This is a genomic window from Escherichia marmotae (assembly GCF_002900365.1).
GTDB classification, from domain to species: domain Bacteria; phylum Pseudomonadota; class Gammaproteobacteria; order Enterobacterales; family Enterobacteriaceae; genus Escherichia; species Escherichia marmotae.
Genome location: NZ_CP025979.1, coordinates 3,130,914 through 3,146,631, shown reverse-complemented (window position 1 = coordinate 3,146,631; position 15,718 = coordinate 3,130,914). Strand labels below are relative to the sequence as shown.

The 15,718-nt window shown below is 48.6% G+C and carries 10 protein-coding genes, 1 tRNA gene, 3 rRNA genes and 1 pseudogene; 11 read left to right on the top strand and 4 right to left on the bottom strand.

The features are described from left to right. Positions 1–233 precede the first annotated feature (233 nt). The 4 genes from C1192_RS16260 (at position 234) to rrf (ending at position 5,245) form a co-directional block, all read left to right on the top strand. Positions 234–1,775 (top strand): 16S ribosomal RNA (locus tag C1192_RS16260). A gap of 85 nt (positions 1,776–1,860) precedes the next feature. After that, a tRNA-Glu gene (locus tag C1192_RS16255) sits at positions 1,861–1,936 on the top strand. 195 nt (positions 1,937–2,131) lie between these two features. Next, positions 2,132–5,036, top strand: a 23S ribosomal RNA gene (locus C1192_RS16250). A gap of 93 nt (positions 5,037–5,129) precedes the next feature. Then, positions 5,130–5,245: ribosomal RNA gene (rrf, locus tag C1192_RS16245) — 5S ribosomal RNA — on the top strand. Together the 16S, 23S and 5S rRNA genes with 1 tRNA gene alongside form the textbook arrangement of a ribosomal RNA operon. A gap of 102 nt (positions 5,246–5,347) precedes the next feature. Here rrf and mobB read toward each other — a convergent pair. Beyond that, the gene (mobB, locus tag C1192_RS16240; RefSeq protein WP_038354721.1) at positions 5,348–5,875 is read right to left on the bottom strand and encodes a molybdopterin-guanine dinucleotide biosynthesis protein MobB; all 528 of its coding nucleotides are present in this window, start codon (positions 5,873–5,875) and stop codon (positions 5,348–5,350) included. Further along, entirely contained in the window at positions 5,857–6,441 is a 585-nt protein-coding gene (gene mobA / locus C1192_RS16235) for a molybdenum cofactor guanylyltransferase MobA (RefSeq protein ID WP_016262679.1), read from the bottom strand. The genes mobB and mobA overlap by 19 nt, the downstream gene beginning before the upstream one ends. Before the next feature lie 69 nt (positions 6,442–6,510). Between mobA and C1192_RS16230 the strand changes: the two genes are divergently transcribed. From C1192_RS16230 to C1192_RS16215, 4 genes are all read left to right on the top strand, one after another. Beyond that, on the top strand, positions 6,511–6,780 hold the full coding sequence (locus tag C1192_RS16230; RefSeq protein ID WP_001295263.1) for a YihD family protein: 270 nt from the start codon (positions 6,511–6,513) through the stop codon (positions 6,778–6,780). 76 nt (positions 6,781–6,856) lie between these two features. Continuing rightward, positions 6,857–7,843: a stress response kinase SrkA gene (gene srkA / locus C1192_RS16225; RefSeq protein ID WP_001065532.1), complete on the top strand. Its 987-nt coding sequence runs from the start codon at positions 6,857–6,859 to the stop codon at positions 7,841–7,843. Between the two features lie 16 nt (positions 7,844–7,859). Next, entirely contained in the window at positions 7,860–8,486 is a 627-nt protein-coding gene (gene dsbA, locus C1192_RS16220; protein ID WP_000725337.1) for a thiol:disulfide interchange protein DsbA, read from the top strand. Positions 8,487–8,639: 153 nt separating this feature from the next. Further along, complete coding sequence (locus tag C1192_RS16215; RefSeq protein WP_038354722.1) at positions 8,640–10,070, top strand: DUF945 family protein; 1,431 nt, start codon at positions 8,640–8,642, stop codon at positions 10,068–10,070. A 40-nt stretch (positions 10,071–10,110) separates the two neighbouring features. Here the strand turns inward: C1192_RS16215 and yihG are convergent, their stop codons facing one another. After that, complete coding sequence (yihG, locus tag C1192_RS16210) at positions 10,111–11,043, bottom strand: 1-acylglycerol-3-phosphate O-acyltransferase YihG (RefSeq protein ID WP_016249356.1); 933 nt, start codon at positions 11,041–11,043, stop codon at positions 10,111–10,113. Positions 11,044–11,406: 363 nt separating this feature from the next. Between yihG and polA the strand changes: the two genes are divergently transcribed. After that, the gene (gene polA, locus C1192_RS16200; RefSeq protein WP_038354723.1) at positions 11,407–14,193 is read left to right on the top strand and encodes a DNA polymerase I; all 2,787 of its coding nucleotides are present in this window, start codon (positions 11,407–11,409) and stop codon (positions 14,191–14,193) included. 165 nt (positions 14,194–14,358) lie between these two features. Beyond that, positions 14,359–14,406 (top strand): small protein SpfP, encoded by a 48-nt coding sequence (gene spfP / locus C1192_RS26205; RefSeq protein WP_071892919.1) that lies wholly within the window; start codon positions 14,359–14,361, stop codon positions 14,404–14,406. A 186-nt stretch (positions 14,407–14,592) separates the two neighbouring features. Here spfP and yihA read toward each other — a convergent pair whose 3' ends face one another. Beyond that, on the bottom strand, positions 14,593–15,225 hold the full coding sequence (gene yihA / locus C1192_RS16195; protein WP_001517354.1) for a ribosome biogenesis GTP-binding protein YihA/YsxC: 633 nt from the start codon (positions 15,223–15,225) through the stop codon (positions 14,593–14,595). Positions 15,226–15,458: 233 nt separating this feature from the next. Between yihA and C1192_RS16185 the strand changes: the two are divergent. Then, a pseudogene (locus tag C1192_RS16185) lies at positions 15,459–15,686 on the top strand (hypothetical protein). Positions 15,687–15,718: the final 32 nt, after the last annotated feature.

Below are 15,718 nucleotides of genomic sequence, written 5' to 3'. Positions count from 1 at the left end.
CGACAGAGAAAAGCGAAAAAATGCTTGACTCTGTAGCGGGAAAGCGTATTATGCACACCCCGCGCCGCTGAGAAAAAGCGAAGCGGCACTGCTCTTTAACAATTTATCAGACAATCTGTGTGGGCACTCGAAGATACGGATTCTTAACGTCGCAAGACGCTAAATGAATACCAAGTCTCAAGAGTGAACACGTAATTCATTACGAAGTTTAATTCTTTGAGCATCAAACTTTTAAATTGAAGAGTTTGATCATGGCTCAGATTGAACGCTGGCGGCAGGCCTAACACATGCAAGTCGAACGGTAACAGAAAGAAGCTTGCTTCTTTGCTGACGAGTGGCGGACGGGTGAGTAATGTCTGGGAAACTGCCCGATGGAGGGGGATAACTACTGGAAACGGTAGCTAATACCGCATAACGTCGCAAGACCAAAGAGGGGGACCTTCGGGCCTCTTGCCATCGGATGTGCCCAGATGGGATTAGCTAGTAGGCGGGGTAACGGCCCACCTAGGCGACGATCTCTAGCTGGTCTGAGAGGATGACCAGCCACACTGGAACTGAGACACGGTCCAGACTCCTACGGGAGGCAGCAGTGGGGAATATTGCACAATGGGCGCAAGCCTGATGCAGCCATGCCGCGTGTATGAAGAAGGCCTTCGGGTTGTAAAGTACTTTCAGCTGGGAGGAAGGGAGTAAAGTTAATACCTTTGCTCATTGACGTTACCCGCAGAAGAAGCACCGGCTAACTCCGTGCCAGCAGCCGCGGTAATACGGAGGGTGCAAGCGTTAATCGGAATTACTGGGCGTAAAGCGCACGCAGGCGGTTTGTTAAGTCAGATGTGAAATCCCCGGGCTCAACCTGGGAACTGCATCTGATACTGGCAAGCTTGAGTCTCGTAGAGGGGGGTAGAATTCCAGGTGTAGCGGTGAAATGCGTAGAGATCTGGAGGAATACCGGTGGCGAAGGCGGCCCCCTGGACGAAGACTGACGCTCAGGTGCGAAAGCGTGGGGAGCAAACAGGATTAGATACCCTGGTAGTCCACGCCGTAAACGATGTCGACTTGGAGGTTGTGCCCTTGAGGCGTGGCTTCCGGAGCTAACGCGTTAAGTCGACCGCCTGGGGAGTACGGCCGCAAGGTTAAAACTCAAATGAATTGACGGGGGCCCGCACAAGCGGTGGAGCATGTGGTTTAATTCGATGCAACGCGAAGAACCTTACCTGGTCTTGACATCCACAGAACATTCCAGAGATGGGATGGTGCCTTCGGGAACTGTGAGACAGGTGCTGCATGGCTGTCGTCAGCTCGTGTTGTGAAATGTTGGGTTAAGTCCCGCAACGAGCGCAACCCTTATCCTTTGTTGCCAGCGGTCCGGCCGGGAACTCAAAGGAGACTGCCAGTGATAAACTGGAGGAAGGTGGGGATGACGTCAAGTCATCATGGCCCTTACGACCAGGGCTACACACGTGCTACAATGGCGCATACAAAGAGAAGCGACCTCGCGAGAGCAAGCGGACCTCATAAAGTGCGTCGTAGTCCGGATTGGAGTCTGCAACTCGACTCCATGAAGTCGGAATCGCTAGTAATCGTGGATCAGAATGCCACGGTGAATACGTTCCCGGGCCTTGTACACACCGCCCGTCACACCATGGGAGTGGGTTGCAAAAGAAGTAGGTAGCTTAACCTTCGGGAGGGCGCTTACCACTTTGTGATTCATGACTGGGGTGAAGTCGTAACAAGGTAACCGTAGGGGAACCTGCGGTTGGATCACCTCCTTACCTTAAAGAAGCGTTCTTTGAAGTGCTCACACAGATTGTCTGATAGAAAGTGAAAAGCAAGGCGTCTTGCGAAGCAGACTGATACGTCCCCTTCGTCTAGAGGCCCAGGACACCGCCCTTTCACGGCGGTAACAGGGGTTCGAATCCCCTAGGGGACGCCACTTGCTGGTTTGTGAGTGAAAGTCGCCGGCCACTGTATCTCAAAACTCACTTACGAGTGATGTTTGAGATATTTGCTCTTTAAAAATCTGGATCAAGCTGAAAATTGAAACACTGAATAGTCGAAAGATTATTCGTGAGTCTCTCAAATTTTCGCAACACGATGATGGTTCGAAAGAAACATCTTCGGGTTGTGAGGTTAAGCGACTAAGCGTACACGGTGGATGCCCTGGCAGTCAGAGGCGATGAAGGACGTGCTAATCTGCGATAAGCGTCGGTAAGGTGATATGAACCGTTATAACCGGCGATTTCCGAATGGGGAAACCCAGTGTGATTCGTCACACTATCATTAACTGAATCCATAGGTTAATGAGGCGAACCGGGGGAACTGAAACATCTAAGTACCCCGAGGAAAAGAAATCAACCGAGATTCCCCCAGTAGCGGCGAGCGAACGGGGAGGAGCCCAGAGCCTGAATCAGTGTGTGTGTTAGTGGAAGCGTCTGGAAAGGCGTGCGATACAGGGTGACAGCCCCGTACACAAAAATGCACATGCTGTGAGCTCGATGAGTAGGGCGGGACACGTGGTATCCTGTCTGAATATGGGGGGACCATCCTCCAAGGCTAAATACTCCTGACTGACCGATAGTGAACCAGTACCGTGAGGGAAAGGCGAAAAGAACCCCGGCGAGGGGAGTGAAAAAGAACCTGAAACCGTGTACGTACAAGCAGTGGGAGCCTCTTTAATGGGGTGACTGCGTACCTTTTGTATAATGGGTCAGCGACTTATATTCTGTAGCAAGGTTAACCGAATAGGGGAGCCGAAGGGAAACCGAGTCTTAACTGGGCGTTAAGTTGCAGGGTATAGACCCGAAACCCGGTGATCTAGCCATGGGCAGGTTGAAGGTTGGGTAACACTAACTGGAGGACCGAACCGACTAATGTTGAAAAATTAGCGGATGACTTGTGGCTGGGGGTGAAAGGCCAATCAAACCGGGAGATAGCTGGTTCTCCCCGAAAGCTATTTAGGTAGCGCCTCGTGAATTCATCTCCGGGGGTAGAGCACTGTTTCGGCAAGGGGGTCATCCCGACTTACCAACCCGATGCAAACTGCGAATACCGGAGAATGTTATCACGGGAGACACACGGCGGGTGCTAACGTCCGTCGTGAAGAGGGAAACAACCCAGACCGCCAGCTAAGGTCCCAAAGTCATGGTTAAGTGGGAAACGATGTGGGAAGGCCCAGACAGCCAGGATGTTGGCTTAGAAGCAGCCATCATTTAAAGAAAGCGTAATAGCTCACTGGTCGAGTCGGCCTGCGCGGAAGATGTAACGGGGCTAAACCATGCACCGAAGCTGCGGCAGCGACACTATGTGTTGTTGGGTAGGGGAGCGTTCTGTAAGCCGTTGAAGGTGTGCTGTGAGGCATGCTGGAGGTATCAGAAGTGCGAATGCTGACATAAGTAACGATAAAGCGGGTGAAAAGCCCGCTCGCCGGAAGACCAAGGGTTCCTGTCCAACGTTAATCGGGGCAGGGTGAGTCGACCCCTAAGGCGAGGCCGAAAGGCGTAGTCGATGGGAAACAGGTTAATATTCCTGTACTTGGTGTTACTGCGAAGGGGGGACGGAGAAGGCTATGTTGGCCGGGCGACGGTTGTCCCGGTTTAAGCGTGTAGGCTGATTTTCCAGGCAAATCCGGAGAATCAAGGCTGAGGCGTGATGACGAGGCACTACGGTGCTGAAGCAACAAATGCCCTGCTTCCAGGAAAAGCCTCTAAGCATCAGGTAACATCAAATCGTACCCCAAACCGACACAGGTGGTCAGGTAGAGAATACCAAGGCGCTTGAGAGAACTCGGGTGAAGGAACTAGGCAAAATGGTGCCGTAACTTCGGGAGAAGGCACGCTGATATGTAGGTGAAGCGACTTGCTCGTGGAGCTGAAATCAGTCGAAGATACCAGCTGGCTGCAACTGTTTATTAAAAACACAGCACTGTGCAAACACGAAAGTGGACGTATACGGTGTGACGCCTGCCCGGTGCCGGAAGGTTAATTGATGGGGTCAGCCGCAAGGCGAAGCTCTTGATCGAAGCCCCGGTAAACGGCGGCCGTAACTATAACGGTCCTAAGGTAGCGAAATTCCTTGTCGGGTAAGTTCCGACCTGCACGAATGGCGTAATGATGGCCAGGCTGTCTCCACCCGAGACTCAGTGAAATTGAACTCGCTGTGAAGATGCAGTGTACCCGCGGCAAGACGGAAAGACCCCGTGAACCTTTACTATAGCTTGACACTGAACATTGAGCCTTGATGTGTAGGATAGGTGGGAGGCTTTGAAGTGTGGACGCCAGTCTGCATGGAGCCGACCTTGAAATACCACCCTTTAATGTTTGATGTTCTAACGTTGACCCGTGATCCGGGTTGCGGACAGTGTCTGGTGGGTAGTTTGACTGGGGCGGTCTCCTCCTAAAGAGTAACGGAGGAGCACGAAGGTTGGCTAATCCTGGTCGGACATCAGGAGGTTAGTGCAATGGCATAAGCCAGCTTGACTGCGAGCGTGACGGCGCGAGCAGGTGCGAAAGCAGGTCATAGTGATCCGGTGGTTCTGAATGGAAGGGCCATCGCTCAACGGATAAAAGGTACTCCGGGGATAACAGGCTGATACCGCCCAAGAGTTCATATCGACGGCGGTGTTTGGCACCTCGATGTCGGCTCATCACATCCTGGGGCTGAAGTAGGTCCCAAGGGTATGGCTGTTCGCCATTTAAAGTGGTACGCGAGCTGGGTTTAGAACGTCGTGAGACAGTTCGGTCCCTATCTGCCGTGGGCGCTGGAGAACTGAGGGGGGCTGCTCCTAGTACGAGAGGACCGGAGTGGACGCATCACTGGTGTTCGGGTTGTCATGCCAATGGCACTGCCCGGTAGCTAAATGCGGAAGAGATAAGTGCTGAAAGCATCTAAGCACGAAACTTGCCCCGAGATGAGTTCTCCCTGAGACTTTAAGTCTCCTGAAGGAACGTTGAAGACGACGACGTTGATAGGCCGGGTGTGTAAGCGCAGCGATGCGTTGAGCTAACCGGTACTAATGAACCGTGAGGCTTAACCTTACAACGCCGAAGATGTTTTGGCGGATGAGAGAAGATTTTCAGCCTGATACAGATTAGATTAGCCGGCGAAAGCGGGTTAATAAACAGAATTTGCCTGGCGGAGATAGCGCGGTGGTCCCACCTGACCCCATGCCGAACTCAGAAGTGAAACGCCGTAGCGCCGATGGTAGTGTGGGGTCTCCCCATGCGAGAGTAGGGAACTGCCAGGCATCAAATAAAGCGAAAGGCCATCCGTAAGGATGGCCTTTTTGCGCTGGTGCGGAAAAAGGCCGGATGCAACGTTTGCCACGTCTTATCCGACCTACTCCTGCTTATTCAGCCTGCTGACTCATCCACCCAACAACAAAATCAGCCAGCCCCTCAATATCATTAATGTCCAGTAACGCGACATCAACATTAAGCGGTATATCGCTGGCCACAGCAATGACATGCCTGTCTATCACCAACTCTTCCGGTCGATGTCCGGCCCCATCGCGAAACAGCACAATCTTCGCGATCTCTTCATGTTTGAACCCTTCAACCAGAATCAAATCCAGCTTTGAGTCATCCATCCGGCTTGCGAGAAAATGCAAATCCAGTTCTTCTGCGTCTGGGGTTTCTGTCATCAAAGCCCAACGCTGCTGGCTGGCAACGATGGTTTGTGCCGCTCCGGCCTTGCGTAGCTCATAGCTATCTTTGCCCGGCTTATCAACATCCATATCATGATGCGTATGCTTAATAAGACCCGGACGGATCCCTCGTGCGCACAATGCCGGAATAAGTTTTTTTAACAGTGTGGTTTTGCCGGTGCCACTCCATGCGGCAAAGGCGAGTAAAGGGATTATTGTCTTTCCTGCCATCGGGCAAGCTCCTCTGGCGTATTCACGTTAACAAATGCCTCTTTACGATCGCTGAAATCAACAGCATGACCGCCAGCAAGATTCATAAAGGCCATCACCCGGCGCTCTCCGGAATGCAGATATTCCTGCAATAATGGCTCAATAGTGCGATTTACCAGGGCAATAGTTGGATGATCCCGCTCGCCGTCATGGACCCACACTACAGATGCATCTTTTCGCTGATGATAAAGTCGGGAGGCTAAATCCTGGGGGATATAAGGCGTATCACACGGACAAAACAGAAACCACTCATCAGCTTCTTGCTGCATTACTGAAAGCATTCCCGCCAGAGGGCCTGGGTAATCTGCCAGTGAATCCTCAATTACTTTCAGACCGCTTAATCGGTAGATTTCCTGATGGCGATTGGCATTAACCACAACGTGAGATAACTGCGTCATTAGCGCGTCAGCGACATGCCGCCACAGCGGTTTGCCGTTTAATTCAAGTAATCCTTTATCTACGCCGCCCATGCGTCGGGCTTTACCGCCTGCCAGCACCACGCCTGTTATCGTCGTCATCAGATTCACCGATATCGCCTCTTTTATTGTGGGATTGACCCTGCTAACGTGTCTGTCTCAAGAGTAAGGAGCATCACTATGAAATGTAAACGTCTGAATGAAGTTATTGAACTCCTCCAGCCAGCCTGGCAAAAAGAGCCAGACCTTAACCTGCTGCAATTTTTGCAGAAATTGGCGAAAGAGTCAGGTTTTGACGGCGAACTGGCGGATTTGACGGATGATATTCTAATCTACCACCTGAAAATGCGCGATTCCGCAAAAGATGCGGTGATCCCGGGTTTGCAGAAAGATTATGAAGAAGATTTCAAAACGGCGCTGTTACGCGCACGTGGCGTAATTAAAGAGTAAAAGCTTGTAAGCGGCACCAACAAAATCATCGTGAAATGATATCTTTCATCATTCGTAATGTTTTCCGGATGATGGGATGAACAACAGCGCTTTTACTTTCCAGACACTACACCCGGACACCATCATGGACGCTCTGTTTGAGCAAGGGATCCGGGTGGATTCAGGTCTTACCCCACTTAACAGCTATGAAAACCGAGTCTATCAATTTCAGGACGAAGAGCGTCGACGCTTCGTCGTTAAATTTTATCGTCCTGAACGTTGGACAGCCGACCAAATCCTCGAAGAACATCAATTTGCGTTACAACTGGTAAACGACGAAGTTCCAGTCGCCGCGCCGTTAGCCTATAACGGTCAAACTTTATTGAATCATCAGGGATTTTATTACGCTGTTTTTCCAAGCGTCGGTGGTCGTCAATTCGAAGCCGACAATATTGATCAGATGGAAGCGGTGGGGCGCTATCTGGGGCGGATGCACCAGACGGGACATAAACAGCTTTTTATCCATCGTCCGACTATTGGCCTGAATGAATATCTTACTGAGCCACGTAAGCTGTTTGAGGACGCCACACTAATACCTTCCGGGTTGAAGACCGCATTCCTGAAAGCGACAGATCAACTGATTGCCGCTGTTACAGCGCATTGGCGGGAAGATTTCACCGTTCTGCGGCTACATGGAGACTGCCACGCTGGAAATATTCTTTGGCGCGATGGTCCGATGTTTGTCGATCTGGATGATGCGCGCAATGGCCCAGCGGTACAGGATCTGTGGATGTTACTCAATGGAGATAAAGCCGAGCAGCGGATGCAATTGGAAACTATTATTGAAGCTTATGAAGAATTTAGCGAGTTCGACACCGCTGAAATCGGACTGATTGAACCTTTACGCGCCATGCGTTTGGTTTATTATCTTGCCTGGCTGATGCGGCGTTGGGCTGATCCCGCGTTCCCGAAAAATTTCCCGTGGTTAACCGGGGAAGATTACTGGCTGCGACAGACGGCGACTTTTATAGAACAGGTAAAAGTTCTACAAGAACCCCCTTTACAATTAACACCTATGTATTAATCGGAGAGAGTAGACAATGAAAAAGATTTGGCTGGCGCTGGCTGGTTTGGTTTTAGCGTTTAGCGCATCGGCGGCGCAGTATGAAGATGGTAAACAGTACACCACCCTGGAAAAACCGGTTGCTGGCGCGCCGCAAGTGCTGGAGTTTTTCTCTTTCTTCTGCCCGCACTGCTATCAGTTTGAAGAAGTTCTGCATATTTCTGATAACGTGAAGAAAAAACTGCCGGAAGGCGTGAAGATGACCAAATACCACGTCAACTTCATGGGTGGAGACCTGGGCAAAGATCTGACTCAGGCTTGGGCAGTGGCGATGGCGCTGGGTGTAGAAGACAAAGTTACTGTTCCGCTGTTTGAAGGCGTACAGAAAACTCAGACTATTCGCTCTGCATCTGATATCCGCGATGTATTTATCAACGCAGGTATTAAAGGTGAAGAGTACGACGCGGCGTGGAACAGTTTTGTCGTTAAATCTCTGGTCGCACAGCAAGAAAAAGCGGCTGCAGATGTGCAATTGCGTGGCGTTCCGGCGATGTTTGTTAACGGTAAATATCAGTTGAACCCGCAGGGTATGGATACCAGCAATATGGATGTTTTTGTTCAGCAATATGCTGACACAGTGAAATATCTGTCTGAGAAAAAATAATTCATTGTGAATTACATAAGGCCCGTGAATACTCGCGGGCTTTTTTATTTTTAAATAAATATAAATACTTTCTGATAATGCGTCCAGTTGCTGGACATTATTTCATCATAAGTGGATATTCAAACTTTTGCTGTTTTATCAGGGAATATCTATATGATACGTAAGTCAGCTACGGGTGTAATTATTGCGTTAGCCGTTATCTGGAGTGGTGGTACATGGTACACTGGCACGCAAATTCAGCCGGGTGTCGAAAAATTTATTAAAGATTTTAACGATGGGAAAAAGAAAGGTAAACATGCCTACGAGATGACGGCAAGCTATGAAAACTTTGGAAAAGGTTTTTTTAATTCCCATTTTCAAATGCTAATTACATTTGATAACGGAGCTCCAGATCTCAATATCAAACCAGGCCAGAAAGTTGCATTTGATGTGGATGTTGAGCACGGCCCGTTGCCTATCACGATGTTAATGCATGGTAATGTCATCCCTGCTCTGGCGGCTGCAAAAGTGAAATTAGTGAATAATGAACTGACACAGTCGCTATTTATCGCTGCGAAAGATAAATCGCCCGTCGAAGCATCATTGCGATTCGCATTTGGTGGCTCATTCTCTACGATATTAGATGTTGCTCCTGCAGAGTATGGTCAGGTATCCTTTGGTGAAGGCCAGTTTACTTTTAGCGGCGATAATAGTTCATTGTCTAACCTGAATATTGAAGGAAAAGTCGAAGATATCACTCTGAACTTATCGCCGATGAATAAAGTAATAGCAAAAACCTTTACTGTGAACTCCCTGACAAGACTGGAAGGAAATAAATTTCCGATTGGTGAAAATGAGTCAAAATTTAATCAGGTCAGCATTATCAATCGTGGTGAAGAGGTTGCCAAAATTGATGCATTCATAGCCAGGACAACGCTTGAGCGTGTTAAAGATAAAGACTTTATCAATGCTAATCTGACTTATGGTATTGAGAAATTAACCAAAGGAAATCAGGCGCTAGGTAGTGGTCAATGGTCGCTGATTGCTGAATCTATCGACCCAACGGCAGTTCGTCAATTTATCATTCAGTACAATATTGCGATGAAGAAGCAGTATGCAGCACACCCTGAGTTAGCTAACGATCAAAATGCGCAAGAAGAAGTGAATGCTGCGTTGTTCAAAGAGTCTTTACCGCTATTACAAAAAAGTGAACCGGTTATTAAATTACCGATTAGTTGGAAAAATACAGTCGGAGAACTTAACGCTAATCTGGATATCAGTATTGCTGATCCTGCTAAATCATCATCGGCCACAAATAAAGATATTAAATCACTCAATTTTGACGTGACTTTACCGCTTAATGTCGTCACTGAAATATCAAAGCAAATTAATTTATCTGAAGGAATGGATGCTGAAAAAGCCCAGAGGCGGGCTGATAAACAAATTAGCGGAATGATGGCGTTAGGTAAGATGTTTCAGTTAATCACCATTGATAACAATATCGCCTCACTGCAACTGCGTTATATGCCAGGTAAAGTTGTTTTCAATGGGCAGGAGATGAGTGAAGAAGAATTTATGTCTCGTGCAGGGCGTTTTATTCATTAAAATGATGCCTCGCCTCTGCTAATTCAGAGGCGAGTAAAACTTACTTATTCTGATGCTGTGATGACATCAGAGATGTCAGAAGCCGGTCTTTTTCCTGCCACAGTGAGTTCAGCCACTGCTGAAAATGGCGTTTAAAACCTTTGTCATTGATATAGTCGCCATGCAACTCTTCAGCAATGGGCTGTAAATCCACATGCACGACAATTCGTGTCAGTTTGCCACTTAACATATCGAAGAATGGTTGGCGATTATTGTCCGGATAACACAGCGTAACGTTGAGTAATTTATCGAATTGTTTACCCAGCACATTCAGTGCCATCGCAATACCGGCAGCTTTTGGCGGCAGAAGATTTTGAAATGCCGAATGGGTTTTTTGATGTTTCTCTTGCGTGAAACGAGAGCCTTCAACAAAATTCACAATAGTGGTGGGATGCCGACGAAACTTCTCGCATGAGCGCCGAGTGGTTTCAACATCTTTACCACGCCGCTCCGGATGACGTAATAAATAAGCGCGGGAATAACGCTTCATAAACGGCATATCCAGTGCCCAACACGCCAGGCCAAGAAAAGGCACCCAGGCAAGTTGCTGTTTGAGGAAATATTTATTCATCGGAATGTGCTTACGAAACAGCACGCACAGTACGACAATATCTGCCCAGCTACGATGATTACAAATAAGTAGATACCAGTTCTTTTTACTTAACCCCTCCAGCCCGTGAACTTCCCATTGCAGGTGTGGGTTAAGGTGCAGCAAACACGCCAATCCTTCACACCAGCAATACATCATAAAATCACAAAAGCGTGAAACCTTTCGCCAAATTACTGGTACAGGTAACAACAGTTTTACGATCCCGGCAATGATGATCGGGACAGAACAAAAAATGGTGACCAAAATGGTCAATACGATACTCAGCAAAAGGGTTATCGTAGCGAGTATTCTCGTCATAATTAATTTATTCAAAAAGTTAGCCATAGACAGTGCGCGAAAGAAGCGCAAGGCGCAGATTTTAGCAGAAAACGATCCAAATAACGGATGATCCTTAAATAGAAAAATAAATCATATCTATCCACATTATAAAAAATCCCTTTTTCTCAATTGTTCGTTGAGGGGATATTTTTAACTTCATGAAAGTAAACGATAAATATTATGCTGTAAAAAGCATGAGAATAAATTAAAAGCGATGTAAATAATTTATGCACAAAGTTATCCACATGGGGATTAGCGAGCGATCCAGAAGATCTACAAAAGATTTTCACGAAAAGCGGTGAAAAACTCATGTTTTTATCCCGTCTGTGGCATCCTTTACCCATAATCTGATAAACAGGCACGGACATTATGGTTCAGATCCCCCAAAACCCACTTATCCTTGTAGATGGTTCATCTTATCTTTATCGCGCATATCACGCGTTTCCGCCGCTGACCAACAGCGCAGGCGAGCCGACCGGTGCGATGTATGGTGTCCTCAACATGCTGCGCAGTCTGATCTTGCAATATAAACCGACGCATGCAGCGGTGGTCTTTGACGCCAAGGGAAAAACCTTTCGTGATGAACTGTTTGAACATTACAAATCACATCGCCCGCCAATGCCGGATGATCTACGAGTGCAAATCGAGCCTCTGCATGCGATGGTTAAAGCGATGGGCTTGCCGCTGCTGGCCGTTTCTGGCGTAGAAGCAGACGATGTTATCGGCACTCTGGCACGCGAAGCAGAAAAAGCCGGTCGCCCGGTACTGATCAGCACCGGTGATAAAGATATGGCGCAACTGGTAACGCCAAATATCACTCTCATCAATACCATGACGAATACGATCCTTGGCCCGGAAGAGGTCGTGAATAAGTACGGTGTACCGCCGGAACTGATTATCGACTTCCTCGCGCTGATGGGCGACTCTTCAGATAACATCCCTGGCGTACCGGGCGTGGGTGAAAAAACCGCGCAGGCACTGCTGCAAGGTCTTGGTGGGCTGGATACGCTGTATGCTGAGCCGGAAAAAATTGCTGGCCTAAGCTTCCGCGGTGCGAAAACAATGGCGGCGAAGCTCGAGCAAAATAAAGAGGTAGCATATCTTTCTTACCAGTTAGCGACGATTAAAACTGATGTTGAGCTGGAGCTGACCTGTGAACAACTGGAAGTGCAGCAACCGGCGGCTGAAGAGTTGTTAGGGCTGTTTAAAAAGTATGAATTCAAACGCTGGGTTGCCGATGTTGAAGCAGGCAAGTGGTTACAGGCCAAAGGGGCGAAACCGGCCACAAAGTCGCAGGAAACCATTGTTGTCGACGAAATGCCGGAAGTGACTGCGACGGTGATTTCTTACGACAATTACGTCACCATCCTTGATGAAAATACGCTGAAAGAATGGATTACGAAGCTGGAAAAAGCGCCGGTATTTGCTTTTGACACCGAAACCGACAGCCTCGATAACGTCTCTGCCAACCTGGTGGGGCTATCTTTCGCCATCGAGCTAGGTGTGGCGGCGTATGTACCGGTTGCTCATGATTATCTCGATGCTCCCGACCAGATCTCTCGCGAGCGCGCCCTCGAACTGCTGAAACCACTGCTGGAAGATGAGAAGGCGCTGAAGGTTGGGCAAAATCTGAAATACGATCGCGGCATTCTGGCGAACTACGGTATTGAGCTGCGTGGAATTGCCTTTGATACCATGCTGGAGTCCTACATTCTCAACAGTGTTGCCGGGCGTCACGACATGGACAGCCTCGCGGACCGTTGGCTGAAGCACAAAACCATTACTTTTGAAGAGATTGCCGGTAAAGGTAAAAATCAACTGACTTTTAACCAGATTGCCCTGGAAGAGGCCGGACGCTATGCCGCCGAAGATGCGGATGTCACCTTGCAGTTGCATCTGAAAATGTGGCCGGATCTGCAAAAACAAAAAGGACCGTTGAACGTCTTTGAAAACATCGAAATGCCTTTGGTGCCGGTGCTTTCGCGCATTGAACGTAACGGTGTGAAGATCGATCCGAAAGTTCTGCACAATCATTCAGAAGAACTCACTCTGCGTCTCGCGGAGCTGGAAAAGAAAGCGCATGAAATTGCTGGTGAAGAATTTAATCTTTCTTCCACCAAGCAGTTACAAACCATTCTGTTTGAAAAACAGGGGATTAAACCGCTGAAGAAAACACCGGGTGGTGCGCCGTCAACGTCGGAAGAGGTGCTGGAAGAGCTGGCACTGGACTATCCATTGCCGAAAGTGATTCTGGAGTACCGCGGTCTGGCGAAGTTGAAATCGACTTACACCGACAAGCTGCCGCTGATGATCAACCCGAAAACCGGGCGCGTGCATACTTCTTATCACCAGGCGGTGACTGCGACAGGGCGCTTGTCGTCAACCGATCCTAACTTGCAAAACATTCCGGTGCGTAACGAGGAAGGTCGCCGTATCCGTCAGGCGTTTATTGCGCCAGAGGATTACGTGATTGTTTCTGCGGACTACTCGCAGATTGAACTGCGCATTATGGCGCATCTCTCACGTGATAAAGGCTTGCTGACCGCCTTCGCAGAAGGAAAAGATATCCACCGGGCAACGGCTGCAGAAGTGTTTGGTTTGTCACTGGAAACCGTCACCAGCGAACAACGTCGTAGCGCGAAAGCGATCAACTTTGGCCTGATTTACGGCATGAGTGCTTTCGGTCTGGCGCGCCAGTTGAACATTCCGCGTAAAGAAGCGCAGAAGTACATGGATCTCTACTTTGAACGCTATCCAGGCGTGTTGGAGTATATGGAACGCACCCGCGCCCAGGCGAAAGAACAGGGTTACGTTGAAACGCTGGACGGACGCCGCCTCTATTTGCCGGATATTAAGTCCAGCAATGGTGCGCGCCGTGCCGCGGCAGAACGTGCAGCAATTAACGCGCCAATGCAGGGCACCGCGGCCGATATCATCAAGCGGGCGATGATTGCCGTTGATGCGTGGCTCCAGGCCGAGCAACCGCGTGTGCGTATGATTATGCAGGTACACGATGAACTGGTGTTTGAAGTTCATAAAGATGATCTCGATGTGGTAGCGAAGAAAATCCATCAGTTGATGGAAAACTGTACCCGTCTGGATGTGCCGTTGCTGGTGGAAGTGGGAAGTGGCGAAAACTGGGATCAGGCGCACTAAGATTCGCCTGAGCAAGCCTTTTTTTCGTAAGTAAGCAACATAACTCGCCACATTTTGTGATGACTATTAGAAATTCCTATGCAACAACTGAAAAAAAATTACAAAAAGTGCTTTCTGAACTGAACAAAAAAGAGTAAAGTTACTCGCGTAGGGTACAGAGGTAAGATGTTCTATCTTTCAGACCTTTTACTTCACGTAATCGGATTTGGCTGAATTTTTTAGCCGCCCCAGTCAGTAATGACTGGGGCGTTTTTTATTGCACGAAAGAAAATATCTGTATTGTCTGATTCGCTACGCTTATCAGGTTTATTGTGAATAACAACTTATTGAATTTTCTTCACTTTAAAGGCCGGATAAGGCGTTTATACCGCATCCGGCACCAGCACAAGGGCAAGAAAATTATTCGCCGCTCTGCGCCTCTTCGACAGGCTGCATCTCGCTAAACCAGGTATCCAGCTTCTGACGCAGCTTATCCACACCTTGCTTCTTCAGAGAAGAGAATGTCTCTACCTGCACATCACCGTTAAACGCCAGCACCGCTTCACGCACCATATTCAATTGCGCTTTACGTGCACCGCTTGCCAGTTTGTCCGCTTTGGTCAGTAGCACCAACACGGCGATATTGCTGTCTACCGCCCACTCAATCATCTGCTGATCCAGATCTTTCAGCGGATGGCGAATATCCATCAGTACCACCAGGCCTTGCAGGCTCTGACGTTTTTCCAGGTATTCCCCTAATGCGCGCTGCCATTTACGCTTCATCTCTTCCGGAACTTCTGCGTAGCCATAGCCCGGCAAATCGACCAGACGTTTGCCGTCAGCCACTTCAAACAGGTTGATAAGCTGGGTGCGTCCTGGCGTTTTCGAGGTACGCGCCAGGCTTTTCTGGTTAGTCAGCGTGTTCAGCGCGCTGGATTTCCCTGCGTTGGAACGGCCTGCAAAAGCCACTTCGATTCCGGTATCGGAAGGTAAGTGGCGAATATCAGGCGCACTCATCACAAAATGCGTCTGTTGGTAATTCAAATTAGTCAAAGCGGTCGTCTCCATCAGTCAAAGCGTTGCGGCGATTATACCTGAACCACAATAAAAGACGGATTTTTCGGGGGAGTGGTGTAAGTAAAAACCATATGCTTTGTGAGACATTGCCGATCATTTTTATGCGAAATCGTAGAGAAAATTCTGCGATGCATGTCAAATAGGTCAAAGAAATCAGGTGATTAGTTTTATACAATAATCTGAAAATGAGTAAATACTGATGATAGTTTATTGTTTGTTTGGTGCAGAAGCGTAAAGTAGCACCCATAGAGCGAGGACGCTAACAGGAAGATGACTCAGGATGAGGGTCAGGAGCGCCAGGAGGCGAAGACAGAGGATTGTCAGGAAGACAAACGTCCGGAGACGTAATTAAACGGAAATGGAATCAACACGGAATGTTCTGGCTAATGGAAAAACAGGGTGTGTTGGCGGCCTGCAAGGATTGTAAGACCCGTTAAGGGTTATGAGTCAGGAAAAAAGGCGACAGAGT

Bases quoted from the DNA above. Each gene is read 5' to 3' on its own strand.
- polA (WP_038354723.1), top strand. From the start codon at position 11,407: ATGGTTCAGATCCCCCAAAACCCACTTATCCTTGTAGATGGTTCATCT.
- yihG (WP_016249356.1), bottom strand. From the start codon at position 11,043: ATGGCTAACTTTTTGAATAAATTAATTATGACGAGAATACTCGCTACG.
- C1192_RS16215 (WP_038354722.1), top strand. From the start codon at position 8,640: ATGATACGTAAGTCAGCTACGGGTGTAATTATTGCGTTAGCCGTTATC.
- srkA (WP_001065532.1), top strand. From the start codon at position 6,857: ATGAACAACAGCGCTTTTACTTTCCAGACACTACACCCGGACACCATC.
- C1192_RS16230 (WP_001295263.1), top strand. From the start codon at position 6,511: ATGAAATGTAAACGTCTGAATGAAGTTATTGAACTCCTCCAGCCAGCC.
- dsbA (WP_000725337.1), top strand. From the start codon at position 7,860: ATGAAAAAGATTTGGCTGGCGCTGGCTGGTTTGGTTTTAGCGTTTAGC.
- mobB (WP_038354721.1), bottom strand. From the start codon at position 5,875: ATGGCAGGAAAGACAATAATCCCTTTACTCGCCTTTGCCGCATGGAGT.